Consider the following 12,024-nt stretch of genomic DNA (forward strand, 5'->3'; position numbering starts at 1 on the left):
CCGGGAGCGCGGTGCGGTGAGCAGGGTCGGACGGAACAGGACCAGGACGTACGCGGCAGGGGCGCTGGCCCTGCTGGCCTTCGCCACCGCCTGCGGAGACAACGGCGGCGGTGGCAGCGCCGCCCAGCCCGCCCCGACGGCGGCGCCCGCCGCGCCCACCGGGGCCGCCCCGACCAGCGGCGCGGCCGCCACCCCCGGTGCCGCCCCGGCGGGCGCGAACGCGGCGGCCTGGGCGAAGTGGAACCTCACCCCGCTCGCCCCCGCCCCCGCGCCGCCCGCCGACAAGCCCGTCAAGCTCGAACGGACCGGCCCCGTACCGGTGTTCAGCGACATCAAGACGACCGACAAGGTGGTCTTCGTCACCATCGACGACGGCGCCGAGAAGGACCCGAAGTTCGTCGAGATGCTGACCGACCTCAAGGTGCCGATCTCGATGTTCCTGACCAAGGACATCGTCAAGAACGACTACGGCTACTTCAAGCCGCTGCAGGGCCTGGGCAACCACATCCAGAACCACACCGTGGACCACCCGGTGATGAGCAAGCTGCCGGCGGACAGGCAGAAGGCCGAGGTCTGCGACGACCAGACGGCGCTCACCCAGCAGTACGGCACCGCCCCGCTGCTGTTCCGCCCGCCGTTCGGCGACGGTGCCAACACCCCGATGCTCAACACCTCGGTGCAGCAGTGCGGCCCGCGCGCGATCGTGCTGTGGCGCGAGTCGATGCAGATCCACGACATGCAGTACCAGGCGGCGGACAAGAAGCTGAAGCCCGGCGACATCATCCTGGCGCACTTCCGCGGCCCCAAGGAGCTCAAGGGCGCCACGATGACCCAGATGTTCGGGGACCTGCTGGCCCGGATCCAGGAGCAGGGCTTCTCGGTGGCCCGCCTGGAGGACTACATCCAGGCCCCGGCGGCCTAGCCCGCGCGGACCGGCTGCCCCAGCATCATCAGCGGGCCGTGGTCGGTGCGGCTGAGGATCACCGTGACGGTGTTCGGCCCGGAGGGCTTGAGCTGGCGGCGCAGCTCCTCCGGGGTGATCGCCATCCCGCGCTTCTTGATCACCACGGTGCCGACGGCGCGTTCGCGCAGCAGCGCCTTCAGCTTCTTGATGTTGAACGGCAGCACGTCGGTGAGTTCGAAGGCGTGCGCGTACGGGGTGTCGACCAGCTGGTCCGAGGTCAGGTAGGCGATCTTCGGGTCGATCAGCCGGCCGCCGACCCGCTCGGCCACCTCGGCCACCAGGTGCGCCCGGATCACCGCGCCGTCCGGCTCGTACAGGTAGCGGCCGACCGGGCCGGCCGGCGGGTCGGGCAGGTCGCCGCCGGTCAGGTTGGCGCCCTGCGGCAGCAGGGTGGCGCGGTGCGGGTGGGCCGCCCTGGTGCCGAACCAGAGCACCGCCTCCTTGACGTCGCCGTGGTCGGAGACCCACTCGGCCTCGGCGTCCTGCGGGACGGCCTCGTGCGGGATGCCCGGTGCGACCTTCAGCGCCCCGATCGGGGTCCGGCGGCCGGCCTCGACGGCCCAGGAGAGGGGCGGCGCGTACGCCTCCGGGTCGAAGACCCGGCCGCGCGAGGTGCGCCGGGCCGGGTCGGTGAACACCGCGTCGTAGCCGGTGACGTCGATCTCGGCGACGTCCGCGCAGCGCACCTCGACGAGGTCGGCCAGGCCCAGCGCGGCGGCGTTCGCGGCGGTGGCGGCGCAGGCCGCCGGGTCCTTGTCGACGGCCAGCACCTCGATGCCCGCCCGGGCCAGCGCCAGCACGTCCCCGCCGATGCCGCAGCACAGGTCGGCCAGGCGCCGGACGCCCAGTGCGGCGAACCGCCGTGCCCGCCACTCGGCCACGCTGCGCCGGGTGGACTGCTCGACGCCGTCGGGCGTGAAGTACATGAGATCGGCGTCCGGCCCGAACTTCGCCCGTGCCCGCTGCCGCAGCCGGGCCTGCCCGAACGCCGCCGACACCAACTCCGCCGGGTGCTCCCTCCGCAGCCGGGTCGCCAGCGCCAGCTCCTCCTCGGGGGTGAACTCGCGCAGCTCGGCGAGCAGGGCCTGGCCCTCGGGGGCCAGCAGGGGCAGGAGGTTCTCGGTGTCCACGGGCCCATTCTCGCCGGTCCGCGCGGCCGCGAGCACGGGTCGCCGTCCGTCATCCGCGATCCGACGGGCGCGCCGTTGGCACTCTGGTTGACTGAGTGCTAACACAGGCCTATGGTCGTCCTTGGCACTCCCCACCGGGGGAGTGCTAACGCGAAGACGTGTGTCTGACCCCCGCGACGGCAGGCCCGCAGGTTCGCCCTACCCGTTAGAAAACCCCGTAATCTCCGAAGGGGAGCTCGGACGTGACCACCAGCAGCAAGGTTGCCATCAAGCCGCTCGAGGACCGCATCGTGGTCCAGCCGCTCGACGCCGAGACCACCACGGCCTCCGGCCTGGTTATCCCGGACACCGCCAAGGAGAAGCCCCAGGAGGGCGTCGTCCTGGCCGTCGGCCCGGGCCGCTTCGAGGACGGCCAGCGGCTGCCGCTCGATGTCGCCGTGGGTGACATCGTCCTGTACTCGAAGTACGGCGGCACCGAGGTGAAGTACCAGGGCGAGGAGTACCTCGTCCTCTCCGCCCGCGACGTTCTCGCCATCATCGAGAAGTAAGTCGTCCCGACCCGCCCCGGATCCGTGTCCCCCGTGACAATGGCCCGGGGCGTGGTTGTTGGTTCACGTAGTTCGGCGGCCGGTGGGCCGGCCGCAGCCCCCGAGGGAATAGGGAACATGGCGAAGATCCTGCAGTTCGACGAGGACGCCCGCCGCTCGCTGGAGCGCGGTGTCAACAAGCTGGCCGACACCGTCAAGGTGACCATCGGCCCCAAGGGCCGCAACGTCGTCATCGACAAGAAGTTCGGCGCCCCGACCATCACCAACGACGGTGTCACCATCGCCCGTGAGGTCGAGCTGGACGACCCGTACGAGAACCTTGGCGCGCAGCTCGTCAAGGAGGTCGCCACCAAGACCAACGACGTCGCGGGCGACGGCACCACCACCGCCACCGTGCTGGCCCAGGCCCTGGTCAACGAGGGTCTGCGCAACGTCGCCGCCGGCGCCGGCCCGGCCGCCCTGAAGAAGGGCATCGACAAGGCCGTCGCCGCCGTCTCCGAGCACCTGCTGTCCGTCGCCCGTGAGATCGAGGGCAAGGACGACGTCGCCGCCGTCGCGTCCCTCTCCGCGCAGGACACCCAGGTCGGCGAGCTGATCGCCGAGGCGATCGACAAGGTCGGCAAGGACGGTGTCATCACCGTCGAGGAGTCGAACACCTTCGGCGTGGAGCTGGACTTCACCGAGGGCATGCAGTTCGACAAGGGCTACCTGTCGCCGTACTTCGTCACCGACGCGGAGCGGCAGGAGGCGGTCCTGGAGGACCCGTACATCCTGATCAACCAGGGCAAGATCTCCTCCATCCAGGAGCTGCTGCCCCTGCTGGAGAAGATCCTGCAGGGCGGTACGTCGAAGCCGCTGCTGATCATCGCCGAGGACGTCGACGGCGAGGCGCTGTCGACCCTGGTCGTGAACAAGATCCGCGGCACCTTCAACGCCGTCGCCGTCAAGGCCCCGGGCTTCGGCGACCGCCGCAAGGCGATCCTCGGCGACCTGGCCACCCTGACCGGCGGCACGGTCATCTCCGAGGAGGTCGGCCTCAAGCTCGACCAGGTCGGCCTGGACGTGCTGGGCACCGCCCGCCGCGTGACCATCACCAAGGACGAGACCACCGTCGTCGACGGCGCCGGTGACGCCGAGGCCGTGGCCGGCCGCGTCGCCCAGATCAAGGGCGAGATCGCCGCGACCGACTCCGACTGGGACCGCGAGAAGCTGCAGGAGCGCCTGGCCAAGCTGGCCGGCGGCGTCTGCGTCATCAAGGTCGGCGCCGCCACCGAGGTGGAGCTGAAGGAGCGCAAGCACCGCCTGGAGGACGCCATCTCGGCGACCCGCGCCGCGGTCGAGGAGGGCATCGTCGCCGGTGGTGGCGCCTCCCTGGTCCACGCCGCCAAGGTGCTGGAGGGCGGCCTGGGCCTGTCGGGCGACGAGGCGACCGGTGTCGCGGTGGTCCGCAAGGCGCTGCACGAGCCGCTGCGCTGGATCGCCCAGAACGCCGGCCTCGAGGGCTACGTCATCACCCACAAGGTCGCCGAGCTGGAGACCGGTCACGGCTACAACGCGGCCACCGGCGAGTACGGCGACCTGCTGAAGGCCGGCGTCATCGACCCGGTCAAGGTCACCCGCTCGGCCCTGGAGAACGCCGCCTCCATCGCCTCCCTGCTGCTCACCACCGAGACCCTCGTGGTGGAGAAGAAGGAGGAGGAGGCCGACAACGGTCACTCCCACGGCGGTCACGGCCACTCCCACTGAGGCCTGAACCACTGACCGGAGGCCCGGTCCGCGCCCCGCGAGGGGTGGCGGGCCGGGCCTCCGGCGTTCGCCTTTGACGCTTCAACTATCAGTGGAATTTTGCAGAACGCAAAGATTGCCTTATAACTGAGGCATGATCGAGGCCCGCCATCTGCGCGTCCTGCGTGCCGTCGCCCGCACCGGCTCCTTCTCCGCCGCCGCCCGCGAGCTGGGGTGCACGCAGCCTGCCATCAGCCAGCAGATGAAGGCCCTGGAGAAGTCCGTGGACACCCCGCTGGTGGTCCGTTCGGGCCGGGGGATGCAGCTCAGCGAGGCCGGGCGGGTCCTGCTCAAGCATGCCACCGGGATCCTGGCCGGGCTCTCCGCCGCCGAGGAGGAGGTGGCCGCGATCGCCGGGCTGCGGGCCGGCCGGGTGCGGCTGGTCTCCTTCCCGACCGCGAGCTCCACCCTGGTGCCGCCCGCCGTCGCCCGGCTGCGGGACAGCCATCCGGGGGTGCGCGTGTCGCTGGTCGAGGCGGAGCCGCCGGAGTCGCTGGCGATGCTGCGCGGCGGCGAGTGCGAGATCGCGCTGGCCTTCCGCTACCCGCAGTCCGACGGCGCCGTCGCGCTGCCGGCCCCCGCGCACGGCACACCGCGCGAGGCGCGGGCCGAGGCCAACCTGGAGGCCCAGCAGCTGACGGCCGGCACCGACTGGTCCGACCTGGTGGTCACCCCGTTGCTGGACGACCCGCTGGTGGGCCTGCTGCCCGCCGCCCACCCGCTGGCCGGGCGGGGCGGGCCGGTGGAGCTGGCCGGACTGGCGGGGGAGCAGTGGATCGCCGGCTGCCCGCAGTGCCGGGGGCACCTGGTGGAGCTGTGTGCGGGAGCGGGCTTCGAGCCCAGGATCGACTTCGCGACGGACGACTACCCGGCGGTGGTCGGCCTGGTGGCGGCGGGGCTGGGAGTGGCGGTGCTGCCCCGGCTGGCGCTGCAGTCGGTGCGGCCTGACGGCGTGTCGACGGTGCCGGTGCGGACGGCCGCCGGGGCGCCGGCGGTGCGCCAGGTGGTCGCGCTGACCCTGCCGGACCTGGCCGAGGTGCCGGCCGTGGCGCTGATGCTGGAGCGGCTGGCGGGGGCGGCGGGCGCCCGCTGACGGCGCGTGACGGGGCCGGGATGGGCCCCCGCGCCCGCTGCGGGCAGGCCCAGTCGCCGTGAAGAAACGTTTCTTCACGGCGCACCGCGGAGGCGGGGCTAGCGGTGCGCGACGGCCGGCGGGGTCAGCGGGACCTCCACCAGCCGGTGCCGCGAGCGCCCCAGCATCTCCTCGCGCTCGTCCTCGGTCATCCCGCCCCAGACCCCGTACGGCTCCCGGACTGCCAGTGCGTGCGCCGCGCACTCGGCGATCACCGGACAGCGCATGCAGACCTCCTTGGCGCTGGCCTCGCGCGAACTGCGCGCTGCCCCGCGCTCGCCCTCGGGGTGGAAGAAGAGCGAGCTGTCCACGCCGCGGCAGGCTGCCGAGAGCTGCCAGTCCCAGAGGTCCGCGTTGGGACCGGGGAGGCGGGAGAAATCTGCCATGGCTCATTCCCTTCAGAGGCCGTCGGCCGTCAGCCGGGCACTCGGCGGGCTGCTGCCGAGCGGCACGGCGGGGCTTCGATGCACTGGTGTGGACACCTGGAAATATGACTTAAGGCAACTCCATGGACAAGTCACCCACACACTGGCACAACAGTCAATGACCATATGAAAGCTATAAAAAGCGGCAAAGCGGGCAAAGGGTTCGGCAGGCGCGGGCGTGGCAATCGGGTGGCCGACGGGCGCGCGACCAGCCGAATCGGTGTGCGGGTCGCACGCCGACCGCGCGCGAGCTGCGGAAAAGTGCGGCGTGTGCACCGCGATGCGGCTGATCGGTAACGGCTCGGCCACGTACAGTGGTGGAGATGGCCCTGAAGGCCGTAACTCATTCGAGTGACGGTCGTTGGAAGTGCGGAGGCGGTTAGCGGGCGCCGGACGTCGGGAACGATCGCGGGCAAGTTGGGGCGATCAGGACGGAGTCCGTCGCCGATCGGCCGTGTCGGAGAGGTTCGTACCAGCCAGGAGGCTCAACGTGACGCGGATCAGCTGCGGAGGACGACGGTCATGACTTCCGTTCTCGTTTGCGACGATTCCCCGCTCGCCCGCGAGGCGCTTCGCCGCGCCGTCGCGACCGTACCCGGTGTCGACCGGGTCACCACCGCGACGAACGGGGAGGAGGTCCTCCGCCGCTGGGTGGCCGACCGCTCCGATCTCGTCCTGATGGACGTCCGGATGCCCGGCCTCGGCGGGGTCGAGACGGTCCGGCGGCTGCTGTCCGCCGACCCGGGCGCCCGGATCATCATGCTCACCGTCGCCGAGGACCTCGACGGTGTCGCGCTCGCGGTGGCCGCGGGCGCCCGCGGGTACCTGCACAAGGACGCCTCGCGCGCCGAACTGCGGGCCACCGTCACCCAGGCCCTCGCCGACCCGACCTGGCGGCTCGCCCCGCGCCGGCTGCGCAGCCCCGACATGGGCGCCGCGCCGACGTTGACGGCGCGTGAGATCCAGGTCCTGGAGGGCATGAGCCACGGCCGCAGCAACGCCGAGATCGGCCGCGAGCTGTTCCTGTCCGAGGACACCGTCAAGACCCACGCCCGACGGCTGTTCAAGAAGCTCGGCGCCTCCGACCGCGCGCACGCGGTGGCACTGGGCTTCCGCTGGGGCCTGGTCCGCTGACCACCGGCGGCGCCGCCGGGTGCGGCGCACCGCCGGTGATTTCCGGAGCGGGCACCGCACAGGCGTGTGACGTTACGGTCCCGAGGTTGCACCATGGAGGAGTGGAGCACCTCGGGGACCAGCGGACAGGCACTGCGGCGAACCGCGCAGCCGCAGGACACTCGGCGGACGGCGCGACGGACGGGACCACCGACGGCGGGGCGGGAGGCGGCACGGTGCAGGAGGGGCCGGTGGTGCGCGGCACGCCCCACGGTGCGCCAGCGCATAACGTTCCGGTGCACAACTCCGGACGCGGTGCCGCGTTTTCCCACTCGACCAGGCACCATGGACCGATGCGCGACGACGTCGCCGGTGCGGCCGGCCAGGCGGACCCGGTGGAGGCCGAGCCCTCCGGCCCGGGTCACGATCCGTCGTACGCGGAATCCGGCACCCCCCGGGCCGAGGCCGGCCCGGGCCGCCCGCCGGTGCTCGGCACCGGCGGATCGCCGCTGGTGGGCGAGCTGGTCGCGGCCGCCGTCCGCGGCGAGAACCCGGCCATCGACGCCCTGCTCGCCTACGTCCACCCGCTGGCGCTGCGGTACTGCCGCGCCAAGCTGGTCCGGCTCCCCGGCGGCGCCCGGCACCACGTGGACGACGTCGCCCAGGAGGTCTGCGTCGCGGTGCTCTGCGCCCTGCCCCGGTACAAGGACCAGGGGCGGCCGTTCGAGGCCTTCGTCTACGGCATCGCCGCGCACAAGATCGCCGATCTGCAGCGGGCCGCGATGCGCGGGCCCGGCTCGACCGTCGTCCCGCAGGACGACCTGCCGGAGGTGCCGGACGAGGCGCTCGGCCCGGAGGAGCAGGCGCTGCTGAGCAGCGACGCGGCCTGGGCCAAGGAACTGCTCTCCAACCTGCCGGCCCGTCAGCGCGAGCTGGTGCTGCTGCGAGTGGCCGCCGGACTGTCGGCGGAGGAGACCGGGGAGGTGCTCGGGATGTCGCCCGGCGCCGTCCGGGTGGCCCAGCACCGGGCGCTCAGCCGACTGCGGGCGCTCGCGGAGGAGTCCTCCTGACCCCGTCGGCCCCGGGCCGCTCCGGGAGGCCTCCGTACCTCCCCGACCTGGGGCTTCCGGCCGGGCGGCGGGCGGAATGAGCCACGGGGCGGGGTTGTTGTCAAGGGCACACGAGGACACATTCGCGGTGCCAGTACCATGGGGTATCGGCGCCTGGGCGGGTTGCCAAAGTGTCACGGGTGTGCGCCGGATCTTCTTGGAGGATCCTCCCATTGCACCCGGCTTCGGCGGTCTGCGCGAGTGAGCGATGAATGCGCCCCCACCCTCAGGGCGTGAGCGGATAAGGCCGGCCACGGAAGGTACCCCCCAAATGTCTTACAACGCCGCAGGCGTACCCGAGAAGTTCGCCATGCTCGGGCTCACGTTCGATGACGTCCTGCTGCTGCCCGGGGCCTCCGAGGTACTGCCGAACCAGGTGGACACCTCCTCGCGGGTCTCCCGGAACGTCCGCGTCAACATCCCGCTGCTCTCGGCGGCGATGGACAAGGTCACCGAGTCGCGGATGGCCATCGCGATGGCGCGCCAGGGTGGCGTCGGCGTGCTGCACCGCAACCTGTCGGTCGAGGACCAGGCCAACCAGGTCGACCTGGTGAAGCGCTCCGAGTCCGGCATGGTCACCGACCCGATCACCGTCGGCCCGGACACCACGCTGGGCGAGGCCGACGCGCTGTGCGCCAAGTTCCGCATCTCCGGCGTGCCGATCGCCGACGAGGCCGGCAAGCTGCTCGGCATCGTCACCAACCGCGACATGGCCTTCGAGTCGGACCGCAGCCGCCAGGTCCGCGAGATCATGACCCCGATGCCGCTGATCACCGGCAAGGTGGGCATCTCCGGCGTCGACGCGATGGCGCTGCTGCGCCGCCACAAGATCGAGAAGCTGCCGCTGGTCGACGACGAGGGCCGGATCAAGGGCCTGATCACCGTCAAGGACTTCGTCAAGGCCGAGCAGTACCCGAACGCCGCCAAGGACGCCGAGGGCCGGCTGCTGGTCGGCGCCGCCGTCGGCGCCAGCGCCGAGGCGTTCGACCGGGCCCAGGCCCTGGTCGAGGCCGGCGTGGACTTCCTCGTCGTCGACACCTCGCACGGCCACAGCCACAACGCGCTGGCCTGGATCGCGAAGATCAAGTCGGCCGTCGGCGTCGACGTGGTCGGCGGCAACGTCGCCACCCGGGACGGCGCCCAGGCGCTGATCGACGCCGGCGTGGACGGCGTCAAGGTCGGCGTCGGCCCCGGCTCCATCTGCACCACCCGGGTGGTCGCCGGCATCGGCGTCCCCCAGATCACCGCGATCTACGAGGCCGCCCAGGCCTGCCAGGCGGCCGGCGTGCCCGTCATCGGCGACGGCGGCCTGCAGTACTCCGGCGACATCGGCAAGGCGCTGGCCGCCGGCGCCGACACCGTCATGCTGGGCTCGCTGCTGGCCGGCTGCGAGGAGTCCCCGGGCGAGCTGCTGTTCATCAACGGCAAGCAGTTCAAGTCCTACCGCGGCATGGGCTCGCTGGGCGCCATGCAGTCCCGCGGCCAGGGCCGCTCGTACTCCAAGGACCGCTACTTCCAGGCCGAGGTCGCCTCGGACGACAAGCTCGTCCCCGAGGGCATCGAGGGCCAGGTGCAGTACCGCGGCCCGCTGTCGGCCGTGCTGCACCAGCTCGTCGGCGGCCTGCGCCAGACCATGGGCTACGTCGGCGCCGGCACCGTCGCCGAGATGGAGAGCAAGGGCCGCTTCGTCCGGATCACCTCGGCGGGCCTCAAGGAGAGCCACCCGCACGACATCCAGATGACCGTCGAGGCGCCGAACTACTCGAGCCGCTGACCGGTCGGAACCGACCGCTGAGGGCCTGTCGCCGCAAGGTGGCGACGGGCCCTCCGGCGTGCCCGGACCGGGCCGTCGGGGCGGGGCCCGCCCCGGTACGGGATACTGGGACGCGGCCGGGGTGACCCGGCGGGCATGAGCAACACAGCAGAAGGGCTCGAAGTGACTGAGATCGAGATCGGGCGAGGCAAGCGCGGCCGCCGGGCGTACGCCTTCGACGACATCGCCGTCGTCCCCAGCCGCCGTACCCGGGACCCGAAGGAGGTCTCGATCGCCTGGCAGATCGACGCGTACCGCTTCGAGCTGCCGTTCCTGGCCGCCCCGATGGACAGCGTGGTCTCGCCCCAGCAGGCCATCGCCATCGGCCGCCTCGGCGGCCTCGGCGTGCTGAACCTCGAAGGCCTCTGGACCCGCTACGACGACCCGCAGCCCCTGCTGGACGAGATCGCCGCGATCACCGACGAGTCCGCCGCGACCCGCCGGCTGCAGGAGATCTACGCCGCGCCGATCCGTGCCGAGCTGATCAAGCAGCGGATCCAGGAGGTCCGCGACTCCGGCGTCGTCACCGCCGCCGCGCTGTCGCCGCAGCGCACCGCCGAGTTCTCCAAGGCCGTGGTGGACGCCGGCGTCGACGTCTTCGTCATCCGCGGCACCACCGTCTCGGCCGAGCACGTGTCCGGCGCCGCCGAGCCGCTCAACCTCAAGCAGTTCATCTACGAGCTCGACGTCCCGGTGATCGTCGGCGGCTGCGCCACGTACACCGCGGCCCTGCACCTGATGCGGACCGGCGCGGCCGGCGTGCTGGTCGGCTTCGGCGGCGGCGCCGCCCACACCACCCGCAACGTGCTGGGCATCCAGGTGCCGATGGCCACCGCCGTCGCGGACGTGGCCGCCGCCCGCCGCGACTACATGGACGAGTCCGGCGGCCGCTACGTGCACGTGATCGCCGACGGCGGCGTCGGCTACAGCGGCGACATCCCGAAGGCCGTCGCCTGCGGTGCCGACGCGGTGATGATCGGTGCCGCGCTGGCCCGCGCCACCGACGCCCCGGGCAAGGGCATCCACTGGGGCATGGAGGCCGTCCACGAGGAGCTGCCGCGCGGCAAGCGGGTGGACCTCGGCACGGTCGGCACCACCGAGGAGATCCTGACCGGTCCGTCGCACACCCCGGACGGCACCATGAACCTCTTCGGTGCGCTGCGCCGCGCGATGGCCACCACGGGCTACACCGAGCTCAAGGAGTTCCAGCGGGTCGAGGTGACCGTCAACCCGGCGCTCGACCTGCGCTGACCGAGCTGCGCTGACCGACCTGCGCTGACCGAGCTGGGCCGGCTCGACCTGGGTCGAGCCTGCTGCCGACAGGCCCTCGCCGACCCCGGCGGGGGCCTTCGGGCTGTCCGGGGGCGGCGGGTGGCTGCCGGTGGGTGGCGGCGCCGGGGGTCAGCCGCGGTCGGCGGTGCGGCGGGTGAGGAGGAAGCCGCCGATGACGGCGATGGCGTAGAAGGCGGCGTCGAGCGGGCGGAGTTCGGCGCGCCAGGTGGTCAGGGTGTCGTGCAGCAGGCCGTGGGGGCCGGGGCCCTCGGCGTTCACCCGGCGGAGCTGTCCGATCAGTTGGCCGAGGAGGAGCGCGCCGGCCGCGAGGAGGGCGCCGAGCGGCGGGAGCAGCCGGTTCCGGCCACCGAGGAGGCCGAGCGGGAGGGCGACCAGGCCGGCCGGGGCGATGGCCAGCCAGCCCAGGCTGTCGGCGGCCCGCAGCGGCGCGAAGCCGTAGACCAGCCCGCTGACCAGCATGGCGAGGACCGCGAGGGCGATGGCCAGGGCGGTGCGGCGGCGGGGGACGGTCCGCGGCACGGGGACGACGGGCTCGTACCCGGTCACCGGGGCGCCGGGCATGCCGGGGGCGACGTAGCCTTCGGGGGCGACGGGGGCCGGTGCGACCGAGTAGTGCTGGGCGGTGCGCGGCCGGGCCGATGGGCCGTCAGCGCCCGGCGCGGGTGCGGTCATGGACGTCGATCCCCCCGGAAAAGACGATGAGCTGCTGAAC

General features: G+C 72.5%; 11 protein-coding genes. 8 read left to right on the plus strand and 3 right to left on the minus strand.

What is annotated here, in order from left to right:
• Positions 1-16 precede the first annotated feature (16 nt).
• Positions 17-922 (plus strand): polysaccharide deacetylase family protein, encoded by a 906-nt coding sequence (locus IF30_RS0105195; RefSeq protein ID WP_030232553.1) that lies wholly within the window; start codon positions 17-19, stop codon positions 920-922.
• Here IF30_RS0105195 and IF30_RS0105200 read toward each other — a convergent pair.
• Positions 919-2,094, minus strand: coding sequence for a class I SAM-dependent methyltransferase (locus tag IF30_RS0105200; RefSeq protein ID WP_030232555.1), 1,176 nt, complete (start codon positions 2,092-2,094; stop codon positions 919-921). The two genes, IF30_RS0105195 and IF30_RS0105200, sit on opposite strands and share 4 nt — an antisense overlap.
• 242 nt (positions 2,095-2,336) lie before the next feature.
• Here IF30_RS0105200 and groES point away from each other — a divergent pair, with 242 nt between their 5' ends.
• The 3 genes from groES to IF30_RS0105215 all read left to right on the plus strand — a co-directional run bounded on the left by groES (position 2,337) and on the right by IF30_RS0105215 (position 5,520).
• Positions 2,337-2,642, plus strand: coding sequence for a co-chaperone GroES (gene groES / locus IF30_RS0105205; protein WP_014136232.1), 306 nt, complete (start codon positions 2,337-2,339; stop codon positions 2,640-2,642).
• Between the two features lie 117 nt (positions 2,643-2,759).
• Entirely contained in the window at positions 2,760-4,388 is a 1,629-nt protein-coding gene (gene groL, locus IF30_RS0105210) for a chaperonin GroEL (RefSeq protein ID WP_030232558.1), read from the plus strand.
• 133 nt (positions 4,389-4,521) lie between these two features.
• Positions 4,522-5,520, plus strand: a complete 999-nt coding sequence (locus tag IF30_RS0105215) for a LysR family transcriptional regulator (RefSeq protein ID WP_030232560.1) — start codon at positions 4,522-4,524, stop codon at positions 5,518-5,520.
• 98 nt (positions 5,521-5,618) lie between these two features.
• Here IF30_RS0105215 and IF30_RS0105220 read toward each other — a convergent pair whose 3' ends face one another.
• On the minus strand, positions 5,619-5,945 hold the full coding sequence (locus IF30_RS0105220; protein WP_030232562.1) for a WhiB family transcriptional regulator: 327 nt from the start codon (positions 5,943-5,945) through the stop codon (positions 5,619-5,621).
• Between the two features lie 561 nt (positions 5,946-6,506).
• Here IF30_RS0105220 and IF30_RS0105225 point away from each other — a divergent pair.
• From IF30_RS0105225 to IF30_RS0105240, 4 genes are all read left to right on the plus strand, one after another.
• A complete protein-coding gene (locus IF30_RS0105225; protein ID WP_014136228.1) occupies positions 6,507-7,118 on the plus strand; it encodes a response regulator transcription factor in 612 nt (203 codons plus the stop codon).
• A 332-nt stretch (positions 7,119-7,450) separates the two neighbouring features.
• Positions 7,451-8,167, plus strand: coding sequence for an RNA polymerase sigma factor ShbA (gene shbA / locus IF30_RS0105230; protein ID WP_078891132.1), 717 nt, complete (start codon positions 7,451-7,453; stop codon positions 8,165-8,167).
• A 310-nt stretch (positions 8,168-8,477) separates the two neighbouring features.
• Entirely contained in the window at positions 8,478-9,980 is a 1,503-nt protein-coding gene (gene guaB / locus IF30_RS0105235; protein ID WP_030232565.1) for an IMP dehydrogenase, read from the plus strand.
• Positions 9,981-10,142: 162 nt separating this feature from the next.
• A complete protein-coding gene (locus tag IF30_RS0105240) occupies positions 10,143-11,270 on the plus strand; it encodes a GuaB3 family IMP dehydrogenase-related protein (RefSeq protein ID WP_030232567.1) in 1,128 nt (375 codons plus the stop codon).
• Positions 11,271-11,420: 150 nt separating this feature from the next.
• Here IF30_RS0105240 and IF30_RS43225 read toward each other — a convergent pair whose 3' ends face one another.
• Positions 11,421-11,984: a hypothetical protein gene (locus IF30_RS43225; RefSeq protein WP_030232568.1), complete on the minus strand. Its 564-nt coding sequence runs from the start codon at positions 11,982-11,984 to the stop codon at positions 11,421-11,423.
• Positions 11,985-12,024: the final 40 nt, after the last annotated feature.

This window comes from Streptomyces sp. NRRL S-350, assembly GCF_000719705.1.
Classification (GTDB): domain Bacteria; phylum Actinomycetota; class Actinomycetes; order Streptomycetales; family Streptomycetaceae; genus Kitasatospora.